Origin of the sequence: Pygmaiobacter massiliensis (genome assembly GCF_900199435.1) — a bacterium.
In the GTDB taxonomy this organism is placed as follows: domain Bacteria; phylum Bacillota; class Clostridia; order Oscillospirales; family Ruminococcaceae; genus Pygmaiobacter; species Pygmaiobacter massiliensis.
The window spans coordinates 1221513-1235203 of record NZ_OAML01000003.1 but is presented as its reverse complement, the minus strand read 5'-3'; the positions used below and the strand labels follow the sequence as shown (position 1 = coordinate 1235203).

The following is a 13691-nucleotide window of genomic DNA, read 5'->3' as shown; positions in this document are numbered from 1 at the left end:
GTGCACCTCCTTGCTTTTACGCTTTGGTAACCTCGACGAGGTGGGAAATTTTGACGATCTTGCCAGCAGTTGCTGCGTTATCCGGCTGGACAGAAACTTTGCCCACGCGGGTCAGGCCCAAGCTGGTAGCAGTTGCGATCTGGTCTTTTTTGCGGCCGGAAAGGCTGCGAACCAGTTTCACAGTGATGGTGCCCTCGACTTTTTCAGCTTTCTTAGCAGCTGCTTTTTTCGGGGCCTTCTCTGCTGCAGTTTTCTTTGCCGGTGCTTTCTCAGCGTCCTTTTTCGGAGCAGCTTTCTTAGCAGCGGGCTTTTTCGCAGCGGTGGTTTTTGCTGCTGCGGGTTTTTTGGCGGCGGTCTTCTTGGCCGGCGCTTTTTTCTCTACTACTTCTTCAGTAGCTACAGTGGTGTTTGCTTCTGCCATGAGTACTGCCTCCTTATCCTAAGATTTCTTTAACGGTTTTGCCACGAATTGCAGCAACCTGCTCTGCGGTGCGCAGAGTTTTCAGACCGTTAATAGTTGCGATAACAACGTTGCAGGGATTGTTGGTGCGTACGCATTTGGTACGGATGTCCTTAATGCCTGCAACTTCAACAACTGCACGAACCGGGCCGCCAGCGATAACGCCGGTACCGGGAGCAGCCGGACGCAGAATAACGTGACCTGCGCCAAACAGACCGAGGGTCTCGTGAGGAATGGTGGTACCTTTCAGAGAAACCTGGATCATGTTCTTTTTAGCTTCTTCGATGCCCTTGCGGATTGCTTCGGGAACCTCGGAAGCTTTACCGAGACCATAACCGATTTTGCCTTTGCCGTCGCCGACAACTACGAGGGCCGAAAACTTAAAGATACGGCCACCTTTTACGGTTTTGGATACGCGGTTAATTGCGACGACCTTCTCGATATACTCGTTCTGGTCCTCGGAGCCTCTGCCGGCTCTTCTGTCGAATTTTTTATCAAATGCCACTTTTGTATCCTCCCCTTACAGCTCAAGGCCGCCCTCACGGGCGCCCTCGGCCAGAGCTTTCACACGGCCGTGGTAGACATAGCCGCCGCGGTCGAACACCACTTTGGTGATGCCCTTCTCCTGGGCTGCTTTCGCGACTGCGAGGCCAACCTTTTTGGCTGCTTCGATGTTGCTGCCGATTCCCTCAAAACCTTTGTCCATGGTAGATGCAGCTGCGAGCGTTACGCCTGCAACGTCATCAATGACCTGGGCATAGATGTGGGAGTTAGAGCGGAAAACATCGAGGCGCGGACAAGAGGCTGTGCCACTGATTTTACCGCGAACACGGCGGTGACGGCGAAGACGAGCTTCGTTTTTGTTCGGCTTATTAACCATCTTATTTCACTCCTTCGTTTATTTTGCGCCCTTACCGGCTTTACCCTCTTTACGGATAACGTACTCGCCAACATAGCGGATACCTTTACCCTTGTAAGGCTCGGGCGGACGTTTCTCGCGGATTTCCGCGGCAAACTGACCTACGCGCTGTTTGTCGATGCCGTGCACAGTAATGTGGTTGGCATCGGGCACTTCGATGGTGATGCCATCGGTTTCAGGTACGATGACCTGATGAGAGTAACCCAGGTTCATGACGAGGTTCTGGCCCTGCTTTGCAGCACGGTAACCAACGCCCTGGATCTCGAGTGCTTTCTTAAAGCCTTCCGTTACGCCAACAACCATGTTGTTGACGAGGGTGCGGGACAGGCCATGGAGGCTGCGAGCCTCTTTATCATCATTGGGGCGAGACACGATGATCTCTTCGCCCTGCTGCTCAACTTTGATGAGCGGGTGAAGGGTGGAATTCAAGGTGCCTTTGGGGCCCTTAACAGTGACATTGCTGCCCTCGATAGCAACAGTGACGCCTGCCGGGATGACGATGGGTTTTCTTCCGATTCTCGACATTGTCTAATTCCCCTCTCTTACCACACAAAGGCGAGGACTTCGCCGCCGCAGTTCTGTGCGCGAGCAGTTCTGTCCGTCATAACGCCTTTGGAAGTGGAAACGATTGCAGTACCAAGGCCTTTCATGACCTTGGGCATATCCTCACAGTTGGTGTAGATACGCAGACCGGGTTTGGAAACCCGGCGAAGTCCGGTGATAGCCGGGGTATTGTTCTCGCCGTATTTGAGCGTAACAGTAATAACGCCCTGTTTGTCGTCCTCTTTCAGCTGCATACCCTTGACATAGCCCTCGTCTAACAAAATCTGGCAGATCGCCTTCTTCAGGTTAGAAGCGGGAATATCTACTGTCGAGTGTTTTGCAGAACTGGCATTCCGAATACGGGTGAGCAGATCAGCGATAGGGTCGGTGATGTGCATGCCATGTACCTCCTTTTATAGTAGATAGATTACCAACTTGCTTTCCTTACGCCGGGAATTTCGCCTTTATAAGCGAGCTCCCTGAAGCAAATACGGCAAACGCCATATTTGCGCAGATAAGCGTGAGGGCGGCCACAGATTTTGCAACGATTATAAGCACGGGTGCTGTATTTCGGTGCAAGCTGCTGCTTTACTTTCATGGATGTTTTAGCCATTAGTTACCCTCCCTTAGTTTGCGAACGGGGCGCCGAGCGCACGGATGAGCTCTTTTGCCTCTTCGTCAGTCTTCGCGGTGGTGACGAACACGATGTCCATGCCACGAATAGCATCGATCTTATCGTAATCGATCTCCGGGAAGATCAGCTGCTCTTTGATACCCAAAGAGTAGTTGCCACGGCCGTCGAATGCGTCGCCGTTGATGCCGCGGAAGTCGCGAACGCGCGGAAGCGAAACGCTGAACAGGCGGTCAACAAACTCGTACATTTTCTCACCGCGCAGGGTGACTTTGGCGCCGATGGGCTGGCCTTCGCGAAGTTTAAAGTTCGCGACGGATTTTTTCGCCTTGCAGACGATGGGTTTCTGACCGGTGATCTTGGAAAGGTCTCCGAGGATAGCTTCCATAATCTTCGGGTTGTCGCGAGCCTCACCGCAGCCGCAGTTGATGACAATTTTGTCAAGCTTCGGGATCTGCATGACGCTCTTATAGCCAAATTTGCTCATAAGGGCGGGAGCAATCTCTTTGGCGTAAGTTTCTTTCAATCTAGCCATTGTTTAAACTCCTCCCTTAAAATTCTGCGCCGCATTTTTTGCAGACGCGCACTTTTTTGCCGTTGTTTACGATATGGCCGACGCGAGTGGCTTTGCCACACTTCGGGCATACAGGCATAACTTTGGAAGCATAAATCGCGGACTCTGCTTTCACGATACCGCCCTGCTCACCCTCACGACGGGGTTTCACATGTTTGGTAACCATGTTGCGGCCTTCGACGATAACTTTGCCTTCCTTCGGGCTGACCTGTAATACCTTACCGGTGTTACCGCGGTCTCTGCCGCTGATAACCATAACGGTATCGCCGGTCTTAACATGAACTTTACTCATTTTAAAACCTCCTTACAGCGATTCCGGAGCCAGGCTCAAGATCTTCAGGTAGCCGCCCTCGCGAAGCTCGCGGGCCACGGGTCCAAAAATACGGGTGCCTCTCGGGTTTTTATCTTCTTTAATGATAACAGCAGCGTTTTCGTCGAAACGAATGTAGGAGCCATCATCACGGCGCAGGCCTTTTTTGCTACGGACGATAACAGCCTTAACGACCTCGCCCTTCTTGACCATGCCGCCGCCGGGGGTAGTTTTCTTTACAGAAGCGACGATGACGTCGCCAATGTTGGCATATCTCTTACGGGAACCGCCAAGCACGCGAATGCACATAAGCTCTTTTGCACCGGTGTTGTCGGCCACTTTGAGATAGGTTTGCATCTGTACCACAGTTGCGTCCTCCTTTCAAAGTAACAGGCTTATTTCGCCTTTTCTACGATGTTGACCAGTCTCCAGCGTTTGTCTTTCGACAGCGGGCGGGTCTCCATAATCACTACACGGTCACCGATGTGAGCCTCATTATTTTCGTCATGAGCCTTAAACTTAACGGTACGTTTGATGATTTTCTTGTAGAGAGGGTGTGCGACGTGGTCAGCGATTGCAACCACGATGGTTTTGTCCATTTTGTCCGACACTACAACGCCGGTACGAGTTTTGCGTAAATTGCGCTCCATTGTTTAACTCCTCCCTCTCTCTTACTGTGCGTCCTTGAGCTCAATGCCACGAAGTGCAGTTTTCACACGGGCAATGTCTCTTTTGACGGCTTTAATGCGCTGCGGATTTTCGAGCTGGTTGATGGCATGCTGAAAACGCAGGTTGAACAGCTCTTCTTTCAGCTCGGCCAGTTTCTTTGCAAGATCAGCCGCGCTCATTTTTGCAAGCTCATTCGCTTTCATTATTCAGCTACCTCCTCTTCCTCTCTTTTCACAAACTTGCATTTAACGGGCAGTTTGTGTGCAGCAAGGCGCATAGCCTCGCGAGCATTTTCTTCGGAAACACCGGCGATCTCAAACAGGATGCGGCCGGGTTTGACGACTGCGACCCAGTACTCCGGGCTGCCTTTACCAGAACCCATTCGGGTTTCTGCCGGCTTCTCGGTAACGGGCTTATCAGGGAAAATTTTGATCCACACCTGGCCGCCACGTTTGATGTAGCGAGTCAGTGCGATACGAGCGGCTTCGATCTGGTTCGAGGTGATCCATGCCGGCTCGAGAGCCTGCAGACCAAACTCGCCCTGGTTGACCTTATTGCCGCGCTGTGCCTTGCCTTTGAGGCGACCGCGCTGTTGGCGACGGTATTTAACGCGTTTCGGTAAAAGCATTATTTGCTGCCTCCTTCTTTACGGGGTTTAGCGCCCTTCAGCACTTCGCCCTTATAAATCCAGACCTTAACGCCGATCTTACCATAGGTGGTGTTTGCCTCAGCAAAACCATAGTCGATGTCAGCACGCAGAGTCTGCAGGGGGATGGTGCCCTCATGATAGCTCTCAGAGCGGGCGATATCTGCGCCACCCAAACGGCCGCCGACCTGAGCTTTAATGCCCTTAGCGCCAAGACGCATGGTACGGCCGATGCACTGTTTCATTGCGCGGCGGAAAGCCACACGACGCTCCAGCTGAGAAGCGATATTCTCTGCAACGAGCTGTGCATTTACGTCGGGGTTTTTCACCTCGAGGATGTTGACCAAGACTTTTTTGCCGGTCATTTTCTCGAGCTGAGCAGCGATTTTCTCTTTCTCCTCGCCACCGCGGCCGATAACCATGCCGGGTTTTGCGCAGAAGATGGTTACTTTGACAATGGCAGTGCCAGTTGCGTCATTGTAACGCTCGATTTCGATCTTGGGAACGCCGGCGTTGTAAAGCTGTTTTTTCAGCACTTTACGAATGTTGTAGTCCTCTACGAGGGTGTCGCCGAACTCTTTTTTGCTGGTAAACCAGCGGCTGTCCCAGTCTTTAATGACACCAACACGGAAACCGTGGGGATTAACTTTCTGACCCATGCTGTTTTACCTCCTTACCCTTCGATCTCTTTAAGAACAACCGTGATGTGGCTAGTTCTCTTGAGGATTCTGTATGCGCGGCCCTGTGCACGGGGCATAACTCTTTTCAGGGTCGGGCCCGGGGTGACATAGCACTCTGCAACATACAGGTTGTTTTTGTCCATATTGAAATTGTTTTCCGCATTTGCAGCAGCAGATTTCACCAGCTTGTAAAGGAGCTCAGAGGCGGCCTTCGGGGTGTACTGCAGAATTGCAAGCGCCTTATCAAGGGGTTCGTTGCGGATCAAGTCCAGAACGATGGAAACCTTGCGAGGCGAAATGCGAGCATAGCTTAATTTAGCTTTTGCTTCCATTGTTTGAATCCTCCTCCTTACTTCGATGTTTTGGAGCCGCCATGACCCTTAAAGGTACGGGTCGGTGCGAACTCACCAAGCTTGTGGCCAACCATGTCTTCAGTGACATAGACGGGCACGTGCTTACGGCCGTCATGCACCGCGAAGGTGTGGCCGACGAACTGCGGGAAAATCGTAGAGGAGCGGCTCCAGGTTTTGAGCACGCGCTTCTCGCCTGCGGCGTTCATTTCTTTCACGCGCTTAAGCAGAGCGGCCTGTACGAAAGGTCCTTTTTTAATACTTCTACCCATGATGCTCTCCCCTCCTTATCTTTTTTCTGCACGTTTGACAATGAACTTGTCAGAACGGTTGTGCTTTTTGCGGGTTTTGTAGCCCATGGTGGGTTTGCCCCACGGAGTAACAGGGCTGGGACGACCAACGGGGCTTTTGCCCTCACCGCCGCCGTGCGGGTGATCACAGGGGTTCATGACCGAGCCGCGGACGGTCGGACGCCAACCGAGGTGACGTTTGCGACCGGCTTTACCGATGTTGACGTTCTCGTGGTCGATGTTACTGACCTGGCCGATGGTTGCCACGCAGTTCAGCGGGATGTTGCGCATCTCGCCGGACGGCAGACGAACCAGTGCATAGCCGTTCTCTTTTGCCATCAGCTGAGCCTGATTGCCAGCGGAACGAACCAGCTGTGCGCCTTTGCCGGGGTACAGCTCAACGTTGTGGATGATGGTACCAACGGGAATGTTAGCAAACGGCAGGCAGTTGCCCGGTTTGATGTCAGCATGCACACCGCTAACAACAACGTCGCCGACAGCCAGGCCGTGCGGTGCGATGATGTAGCTTTTGGTGCCGTCTTCGTACTGAATCAGAGCGATAAAAGCGCTGCGGTTCGGGTCATACTCGAGGGTTTTGACCTCTGCGGGCATGTCGATCTTTTTGCGTTTGAAATCGATGACGCGGTACTTGGTACGGTTGCCGCCGCCGTGATGGCGAACGGTGATGCGGCCAGTGTTATTGCGGCCGCTTTTGTGTTTCATCGGCTCGAGCAGGCTTCTTTCCGGCTCGACCTTAGAAAGAACCGAGTAATCGGTGACCGTCATACCACGACGGCCCGGTGTAGTCGGTTTGTACTTCTTGATGGCCATTACTATTTCACTCTCCTTATGAGCTTCGCGGGGTCATATGCCCCATACTTGAAAGCGTCGTGCGCTTTCTATCAAGTCAACGCGGGTCTAAAATTAGACCATGCTCTCAAAGAACGCAATGCCTTTGGAGTCTTTCGCAAGGGTGATAATCGCTTTCTTGGTAGAAGCGGTATAACCTGCGTTAGCGCCCTGGCGGCGGAAACGGCCGCGCACGCTGATGGTGTTGACTTTCTCTACCTTAACGCCGAACAGCTCTTCGCAAGCGCGAGCGATGTCGACTTTGGTTGCAAAGGTAGCCACCTTGAAGGTGTATTTTTTCTGCTGCATGTTCTGCATGGAAGCCTCGGTGATGACGGGCTTCAGAATGATGTCCTGTGCTGCAACTTTCATTACGCGAATACCTCCTCGAGCTTTTTCGCGGCATCCACGTTGATGACCAGTTTGCGAGCATTGATGACGTCATAAACGTTCATCGCAGTTGCAACAGCAGTCTTCACGCCAGCAATGTTTGCTGCGCTCTTGACGAGCTTCTGGTCAACTTCGGGAGCAACGATCAGGCTTTTGCCGGTAGCACCAACTGCAGTCAACATATTGACAACAGTCTTGGTTTTGAACTCGGTAACATCGAATTTGTCGACGATGACGAGGTCGCCACTGGCTGCCTTTGCGGACAGCGCGCTGAACATTGCAAGGCGTTTCACCTTTTTGTTCAGGGTGTAGCTGTAATCACGGGGTTTGGGGCCGAGTGCGATGCCGCCGTGGGTCCACTGCGGAGAGCGGATAGAACCCTGACGAGCACGGCCGGTGCCTTTCTGACGCCACGGTTTTGCGCCGCCGCCGGAAACTTCGCTGCGGGTCTTGGTGCTCTGAGTGCCCTGGCGCTGGTTAGCGAGGAAGTTGACAACTGCCGCATGCATAACGCGCTCGTTGGGCTCAATGCCGAAGATGGCGTCGGAAAGCTCGATCGTGGAAACTTTCTTGCCGGACATATCCATAACATCAAATTTCGCCATTTTGCTTTCCTCCTTTACGCCTTAACGCTATCGCTCAGGGTAACAATGCTGCCCTTTGCACCGGGCACAGCGCCCTTGATAGCAATAAGATTATTTTCAGTGTCGATTTTGACGACTGTGAGATTCTGCACAGTCACACGCTCTGCGCCGAGGTGGCCGGGGAGCTTTTTGCCCTTAAAGACACGGCTCGGGGTCGAGCAGGAGCCGTTGGAACCAGCGTGGCGTGCCACAGGGCCGGTGCCGTGAGACTCACGAAGACGGTGGCCGTTCCAACGTTTGATGGTGCCGGCGTAGCCTTTACCTTTGCTGAAGCCTGCAACGTCGATGTGGTCGCCAGCTGCAAAGGTGTCTGCTTTTACGATGTCGCCAACAGCAACAGCAGAGATGTCGTCCAGGCGGAACTCGCGGAGGGTGCGCTTCGGAGCAACGTCTGCTTTATCGAAGTGACCTTTCGCAGGTTTGCTGACTTTCTTTGCGGAGATGTCGCCGTAACCGAGCTGCACAGCTTCATAGCCATCGCTTTCAACGGTTTTCTTCTGGACAACAACGCAGGGGCCAGCCTCGATGATAGTGACAGGAACAACCTTGCCCTTTTCATCGAACAGCTGAGTCATGCCCAGCTTCTTGCCGATAATACCTTTTTGCATTTTTATGCCTCCTAATAGGTTATTGGTTGAAGGCGTTCGCCCTCAACATGACCTCTCCGATGAGAGACGAGTTTGAAATCCGGTTTGTTTAAGGAGTAACTCTTAAATTAGCCTTTGATCTCGATCTCGACGCCCGCGGGGAGCTGCAGGCTCTGAAGAGCCTCAACCGTCTTGTTGGACGGTTTCAGAATGTCGATCAGACGCTTATGGGTGCGCATCTCGAACTGCTCACGGCTATCCTTATACTTGTGGACAGCGCGCAGAATGGTAACGACCTCTTTGTCGGTGGGCAGGGGGATCGGGCCGGAAACCCGAGCGCCTGTCCGCTTAGCGGTCTCCACGATGCGCTCCGCAGCGGTGTCGATGAGCTGATGATCATAGCTCTTCAAACGAATTCTGATTTTCTCCTTGACTGCCAATGTAATCGCCTCCTTGATTTTTGTCTGCCTGGCGGTTAACAAATACTGAACACCGCGCCGGGTGTATCACGCTTTTGCATGAAGAAAGCCGGTGAACCGCTAGGCGCAGTTCTCCCGGACAAGCCATCACGCAAAGTTCGTGGAAATTGGACCCACACGGGGGTCATAACCCTTTGCAATCAGTATTTTGTCGCCCGGTTCATGATCGGACATACTCGGCGGAAAAACCCATGCTAGGCATGGCAACCTCCCGCTTCAACGCATATCTGCCCCTGCTGAATGCCAGGGGCATCGCAGTCGCCTAATCATAATACAATAAAACCCCAAGCAATGCAAGGGGTTTTTAAAAAAATTATAGAATTTTTCAAAAAAAGTTTGTACGTTTCACCAAAGATGAATTTTCTCTCACTCTATACTGGTTTTTTCTAAGAAAATTCATAAATTCGCTTATTTCTTGCAATTTTTGGTGAGTTCTTCCAGTACTGCGGCATCTGGTGTGATATATGCGGTTTCATAGTGCTCATAAAGCACCATGCCTGGTGCGAGATCGCCGGTCTTGCGAATGTTTTTCACCTCGGTGTAATCAACCGCTACCTTAGCAGACGCTGCCTGGCTGGAGTGGTGTACCGCCAGCATTGCAGCTTCGTTTTTGGTGGAATCGGGAATCTCCTGCCCTTCGCTCATTACGACCGTGTGGCTGCCCGGTGCATTTTTGGTATGAAACCACAAATCTTTGCCGCGCGCTGTGTGCAGTGTCAGTTTATCATTCTGCAAGTTGTTGCGCCCTACCAAAATTGTAAATCCATCGCTGGAGGTATAGCGAATAAAATCAGCAGGCTTCTGCTTTTTATTTTTCAGTTTATAGCTGCGTAGGTAGCCCTGTGCTTTCAGCTCAGCGCGGATCTCTTCCAGCGCAGGCTCCCCTGTTGCTACTTCAACTTCATACAGCACTGTCGTCAGATATTCAATCTCCCGCTGCCCTTCTTCGAGCAGCTTCACCAGCATCTTGGCCGCAGTCAGCTTCTTTTTGTACTCTTTAAAATACTTCTGCGCATTTGCCGATGGCGAAAGCCTTGCATCCAGCTTAATCGCAATCGGCTGCCCATCGTAATAGTTGGTCACTGTTACGCTGCGGGCTCCTTTTTCAATGGCGTAAAGGTTCGCTTGCAGCAGCTCGCCACAAATGCGCAGATGATCGGCGTCGTTGCTTTCCTTCTGCTCTTCCATACGGGCATTTTGCTTGCGGCGGGCACGCTCAAGCAGGTTCTGTACAGACTTGGTCAAATCCCTGCTCTTTTGACGCATTCTCTCCGCCGCATCTTTGACGGCGTAGTAATCATCCAGCAGAGCGCTGTAACTTTCGTTTTCTATCAATTTGCATGCCGGCAAGTACTGTGTAAGCGGTACGAAACTAAACTCGATTGGTTTCCCCTCTGCGGTACATACCGTCGTGGGTGTTCCCCCGGTTGCGTACAGCGCACGCAAAGCATCAATGCCTTGCGCCAATTTTTGTGCATCGTCATCTGTCAGCTCGTCTGCTGCCAGTTTGCCCTCACCCAGCGCGCGGAACGTAATTTCGCGGCAAACCACCGGGCCAATGCCACCCGCACAGCGCATAAGTGCCGCAGCAACATCGGTCTGCTGGCTGCGTACCGCAGCAACCAGTTCGGTTGCTGGCACCTGCATAAAGCTGGGCTTGTCCTGCTGCGGGGGCAAAGTGTAAGGCAGGCCGGGCAGCAACTGACGCAGCTCCGACGCCTCAAAATCGACCCGTTTGAGCGCGTCGATGATTTTGCCCTCGCCGTTAATTACTACCAAATTCGAATAGCGGCCCATCAACTCGGCGGCCAGCGTAACCGTGACAGTGTCACCCATTTCGCTGGTGCAGGTAAAATCTAAAAATATAATGCGCTCCCCTTCCACAGTGCGTACATCGTCCAGCCGTCCGCCGGTAAGATATTTGCGCAGCAGCATACAAAAGGAAGGCGGCGTCTGCGGATTTTCGAATTTCTCATTGGTAATGCCGATGCGTGCCGAGCCGCTGCGTGCCGAAACAAACAATTTGAAGTTTTCGGTACGGCTGCGCATGGCAATCAGCACCTCGTCACGTGTAGGCTGAAATATTTTATCAATGCGGGCAGAGAGCATTTTTTCCCTTAACTCTTTTGCCAGCAGCGCGAGGGTCGCAGCATCAAGTGCCATCATCCTCACCTCGTTTCTATTGGATTCTAATAAATTAAATTGTAGTCGCTGCCGGTATCTCTATTATACCTTATATATAAGTAAATGGATCCTTGCAGCGACGGCTGACCAGAACGCGCAGGCCGGGGAAGTTTTTTGCAAGGCGATCAGCAAGGACCGGCACAACAGGATATTCGGTACCAAAATGGCCTGCGGTGACTATGCTGATGCCAGCGTGCTTCGCGTCAATTGCCTCGTGGTGGCTCGCCTCTCCGGTGAGCAAGCAGTCTGCACCCGCAGCCAGTGCCGACCAGATAAAGTCTCCGCCGCTGCCACCAACAAGCGCCAGTCGAGAAATCGGCTTGCCGGTATCCGCCAGCTTGACTTGAGTATTGAACTTCTCTTTGCAGAGCGCAGCCAATTCAGCTGCACTTATTGGCGCGCGCAGCTGGCCGATACGGCCCAGTTCATCAAGCTTTTGCACATTAGTCAGACCGAAAATGGCAGCAAGCACGTCATTCACGCCGCCTTCTGCTGCATCCAGGTTGGTGTGCATACAAATGCCGCTGATGTTCTTTTTTATCATCCGGTAAACGACGTCTCCTCTGCGTACACTGCGCAGCGGCTTGAAGATAACAGGATGATGCGAAACAATCAGTTGGCAGCCCGACATCTCCGCTTCGGCCACAATCTCGTCAGTGATGTCCAGTGCAACCATCACACTGGTTACATCCCCGCCACAGTCCACTAGCGTACCGACGTTGTCCCAATCTTCCGCCAGCTCTTTTGGGGCCAATTGGCTTAGATAGTCGTAGACTTCTTCTATTCTAGGCATCGTTCCACTTCCTTTGCAACCTCTTCACAAAGTTTTTCTTCCTCTGCTAAATCTAAGTAGCGTCCAGAGGCTTTTTTGCCATCCAGTTCTTTTTTCAGTTTTGTGTAAACCTTTCGCAGATACCCTAATGTCGCTTTTCCACTGCCTTGCGTATGAAGCCCCAGCGTGTAAAACAGCTCACTTTGCAATAGGGATACCCCGGTATATCGCACTTCCATGATGGTGTACCAATACTTGCCCTGGCTGATAGGCGTCTCGCTGCATAGCTCATACCCGTTTTGGTAAAGCCAGCGCCGCAGCTCCGGATGACCGGTAGCAGGCACAAAGACAAAATGGTATGCTTCACTTTTGGTCCATGGCGCGGCCTCTAAAATCTCGGCAATCGTTTCACCGCCCATACCAGCGATAACAATATCTTTGACTTCTCCGGCAGAAATCACCGAAACCCCATTGCCAAGCCGGCACTCTACCTTATCTGCCTGCCCCGCGCGGCGCACTGTGTCTTTTGCTTTGGAAAGCGGTTCCGGCCGTAGATCGGCAGCAATTACATATGGGCTTTTGCCGCTTTGCGCCAAAAACGCAGAAAGCTTGCCGTGGTCACAGCCAATATCCGCCACCGGCACCCCGGGGCGGACCTTTGCTGCAACAGCGGCAAGCCGCGCATCTAAAACGATTTTTTCCATTTATTTGCTGGCGTGTGCGTTCAGCTTTGCAAGCAGTGCTTCCACATCGGTGCCATGCACCATGCAAGCCTGCTCAATCGTTTCGCCGCGGGAAGACGGGCAGCCCAGACAGTGCATTCCAATTTCGAGGAAATACGGTGCAGTGCTCGGGTCTTTATCCAGAATATCGCCAATAATTGTATCTTTTGTGTAAGTCATTAAAAACACCTCTTATTTTGTATTGAGCCTTTGTCGCTTAACTTGGCTGTATTTTATTATTGTACCCAACAAAACTCTATTTTGCAAGGGCGCGCCCTGTATATTTTACGGGCTTTTACGGCATACTTGGTATAGATTTTTGAATGTGCGAACCTGAGAACGCGGCGTTGGTTTGCACATAATATAAGAAAGGACAGAGGAATCATGGTTCAAAAAATTAGTCTGCTTTTATTAATTGTCGGCGGCCTTAACTGGGGACTCATCGGCATCTTCAATTTTAACGCTGTCGGCTGGCTCTTTGGTGGCAGTGCTTCTATGTTGGCCCGTATTATCTTTACGATTGTGGGCCTTGCAGCGCTGATTGCTATTCCCGCTCTTTTCTCCTCCGATTCATCTCCGGACATTCCCGGCGATGTAGAGTAGCCTTTGCAAAATACAAAGTACCCTGTAGCGATGTTTGCTGCAGGGTGCTTTTTTGTTTTGTTGATTTGTCCCTTATTAATATAGCACAAAGTTGGCGGCCCTCTTTACGGCCCAAATAAACACAAAGTGCCTTGAGGCTAGTCTGCTCCAAGGCACTTTGTATATTGAAATCAATTTAAAAAGCGAGGGTGCTTTTGTTATTTTTTCTGATAGCTCTTGCAGAAGTGCGGGGTAGCAACTGCATTTTGTGCCTGAGCCTGATGAGTAACTTCAATCGTTGCAAGGCTGCATTTGCTGCACTCTACGTTATATGCACACTCACTCACATCACATTTTACACCACTGTTATTCATAGTATAAAACCTCCTTTTTCATTAAAAAATGATTGT

General features: G+C 51.8%; 26 protein-coding genes. 1 reads left to right on the top strand and 25 read right to left on the bottom strand.

Annotated features, from left to right (window positions below):
* Positions 1-16: 16 nt before the first annotated feature.
* From rpmD to C1A11_RS10365, 24 genes are all read right to left on the bottom strand, one after another.
* On the bottom strand, positions 17-187 hold the full coding sequence (rpmD, locus tag C1A11_RS13965) for a 50S ribosomal protein L30 (RefSeq protein WP_102050407.1): 171 nt from the start codon (positions 185-187) through the stop codon (positions 17-19).
* A gap of 247 nt (positions 188-434) precedes the next feature.
* Positions 435-902: a 30S ribosomal protein S5 gene (rpsE, locus tag C1A11_RS10475; RefSeq protein WP_180950382.1), complete on the bottom strand. Its 468-nt coding sequence runs from the start codon at positions 900-902 to the stop codon at positions 435-437.
* Between the two features lie 78 nt (positions 903-980).
* Positions 981-1340, bottom strand: a complete 360-nt coding sequence (gene rplR / locus C1A11_RS10470; protein WP_102050405.1) for a 50S ribosomal protein L18 — start codon at positions 1338-1340, stop codon at positions 981-983.
* An 18-nt stretch (positions 1341-1358) separates the two neighbouring features.
* On the bottom strand, positions 1359-1904 hold the full coding sequence (gene rplF, locus C1A11_RS10465) for a 50S ribosomal protein L6 (protein ID WP_102050404.1): 546 nt from the start codon (positions 1902-1904) through the stop codon (positions 1359-1361).
* A gap of 17 nt (positions 1905-1921) precedes the next feature.
* Positions 1922-2320, bottom strand: coding sequence for a 30S ribosomal protein S8 (gene rpsH, locus C1A11_RS10460; RefSeq protein WP_102050403.1), 399 nt, complete (start codon positions 2318-2320; stop codon positions 1922-1924).
* 29 nt (positions 2321-2349) lie between these two features.
* Positions 2350-2535, bottom strand: a complete 186-nt coding sequence (locus C1A11_RS10455) for a type Z 30S ribosomal protein S14 (RefSeq protein WP_102050402.1) — start codon at positions 2533-2535, stop codon at positions 2350-2352.
* Between the two features lie 13 nt (positions 2536-2548).
* Positions 2549-3088 carry a 50S ribosomal protein L5 gene (rplE, locus tag C1A11_RS10450; protein ID WP_102050401.1) on the bottom strand — a complete coding sequence of 180 codons (540 nt, stop codon included), beginning with the start codon at positions 3086-3088 and terminating at the stop codon, positions 2549-2551.
* Between the two features lie 16 nt (positions 3089-3104).
* Positions 3105-3419 (bottom strand): 50S ribosomal protein L24, encoded by a 315-nt coding sequence (gene rplX / locus C1A11_RS10445; protein ID WP_102050400.1) that lies wholly within the window; start codon positions 3417-3419, stop codon positions 3105-3107.
* Positions 3420-3431: 12 nt separating this feature from the next.
* Positions 3432-3794 carry a 50S ribosomal protein L14 gene (gene rplN / locus C1A11_RS10440; protein WP_376745145.1) on the bottom strand — a complete coding sequence of 121 codons (363 nt, stop codon included), beginning with the start codon at positions 3792-3794 and terminating at the stop codon, positions 3432-3434.
* A 38-nt stretch (positions 3795-3832) separates the two neighbouring features.
* The gene (gene rpsQ, locus C1A11_RS10435; RefSeq protein ID WP_102050398.1) at positions 3833-4087 is read right to left on the bottom strand and encodes a 30S ribosomal protein S17; all 255 of its coding nucleotides are present in this window, start codon (positions 4085-4087) and stop codon (positions 3833-3835) included.
* A gap of 21 nt (positions 4088-4108) precedes the next feature.
* A complete protein-coding gene (rpmC, locus tag C1A11_RS10430) occupies positions 4109-4309 on the bottom strand; it encodes a 50S ribosomal protein L29 (RefSeq protein WP_102050397.1) in 201 nt (66 codons plus the stop codon).
* On the bottom strand, positions 4309-4734 hold the full coding sequence (gene rplP, locus C1A11_RS10425) for a 50S ribosomal protein L16 (RefSeq protein ID WP_102050396.1): 426 nt from the start codon (positions 4732-4734) through the stop codon (positions 4309-4311). Before rplP ends, rpmC begins: the two co-directional genes overlap by 1 nt.
* Entirely contained in the window at positions 4734-5411 is a 678-nt protein-coding gene (rpsC, locus tag C1A11_RS10420) for a 30S ribosomal protein S3 (RefSeq protein ID WP_102050395.1), read from the bottom strand. Before rpsC ends, rplP begins: the two co-directional genes overlap by 1 nt.
* Positions 5412-5425: 14 nt before the next feature.
* Positions 5426-5764, bottom strand: coding sequence for a 50S ribosomal protein L22 (gene rplV / locus C1A11_RS10415; RefSeq protein ID WP_102050394.1), 339 nt, complete (start codon positions 5762-5764; stop codon positions 5426-5428).
* Positions 5765-5781: 17 nt separating this feature from the next.
* Positions 5782-6054, bottom strand: coding sequence for a 30S ribosomal protein S19 (rpsS, locus tag C1A11_RS10410; protein WP_102050393.1), 273 nt, complete (start codon positions 6052-6054; stop codon positions 5782-5784).
* A 15-nt stretch (positions 6055-6069) separates the two neighbouring features.
* Positions 6070-6903 (bottom strand): 50S ribosomal protein L2, encoded by an 834-nt coding sequence (gene rplB, locus C1A11_RS10405; RefSeq protein WP_102050392.1) that lies wholly within the window; start codon positions 6901-6903, stop codon positions 6070-6072.
* A 93-nt stretch (positions 6904-6996) separates the two neighbouring features.
* Positions 6997-7293, bottom strand: a complete 297-nt coding sequence (gene rplW / locus C1A11_RS10400) for a 50S ribosomal protein L23 (RefSeq protein ID WP_102050391.1) — start codon at positions 7291-7293, stop codon at positions 6997-6999.
* The gene (gene rplD, locus C1A11_RS10395; RefSeq protein WP_102050390.1) at positions 7293-7916 is read right to left on the bottom strand and encodes a 50S ribosomal protein L4; all 624 of its coding nucleotides are present in this window, start codon (positions 7914-7916) and stop codon (positions 7293-7295) included. The genes rplW and rplD overlap by 1 nt, the downstream gene beginning before the upstream one ends.
* A 14-nt stretch (positions 7917-7930) precedes the next feature.
* Positions 7931-8563 (bottom strand): 50S ribosomal protein L3, encoded by a 633-nt coding sequence (rplC, locus tag C1A11_RS10390; RefSeq protein WP_102050389.1) that lies wholly within the window; start codon positions 8561-8563, stop codon positions 7931-7933.
* A 107-nt stretch (positions 8564-8670) separates the two neighbouring features.
* The gene (gene rpsJ, locus C1A11_RS10385; protein ID WP_102050388.1) at positions 8671-8982 is read right to left on the bottom strand and encodes a 30S ribosomal protein S10; all 312 of its coding nucleotides are present in this window, start codon (positions 8980-8982) and stop codon (positions 8671-8673) included.
* A 447-nt stretch (positions 8983-9429) separates the two neighbouring features.
* Entirely contained in the window at positions 9430-11187 is a 1758-nt protein-coding gene (locus C1A11_RS10380; RefSeq protein WP_242965908.1) for an Rqc2 family fibronectin-binding protein, read from the bottom strand.
* A gap of 67 nt (positions 11188-11254) precedes the next feature.
* Positions 11255-11998: a Nif3-like dinuclear metal center hexameric protein gene (locus tag C1A11_RS10375; RefSeq protein WP_102050387.1), complete on the bottom strand. Its 744-nt coding sequence runs from the start codon at positions 11996-11998 to the stop codon at positions 11255-11257.
* On the bottom strand, positions 11986-12681 hold the full coding sequence (locus C1A11_RS10370) for a class I SAM-dependent methyltransferase (RefSeq protein ID WP_102050386.1): 696 nt from the start codon (positions 12679-12681) through the stop codon (positions 11986-11988). The genes C1A11_RS10375 and C1A11_RS10370 overlap by 13 nt, the downstream gene beginning before the upstream one ends.
* Positions 12682-12879 carry a DUF1858 domain-containing protein gene (locus C1A11_RS10365; protein ID WP_102050385.1) on the bottom strand — a complete coding sequence of 66 codons (198 nt, stop codon included), beginning with the start codon at positions 12877-12879 and terminating at the stop codon, positions 12682-12684.
* 204 nt (positions 12880-13083) lie between these two features.
* Here C1A11_RS10365 and C1A11_RS10360 point away from each other — a divergent pair, with 204 nt between their 5' ends.
* Positions 13084-13302: a DUF378 domain-containing protein gene (locus C1A11_RS10360; RefSeq protein WP_102050384.1), complete on the top strand. Its 219-nt coding sequence runs from the start codon at positions 13084-13086 to the stop codon at positions 13300-13302.
* A gap of 197 nt (positions 13303-13499) precedes the next feature.
* On the opposite strand, the gene C1A11_RS10355 is transcribed toward C1A11_RS10360, so the two are convergent.
* On the bottom strand, positions 13500-13655 hold the full coding sequence (locus C1A11_RS10355; RefSeq protein WP_102050383.1) for a DUF1540 domain-containing protein: 156 nt from the start codon (positions 13653-13655) through the stop codon (positions 13500-13502).
* Between the last annotated feature and the right edge of the window lie 36 nt (positions 13656-13691).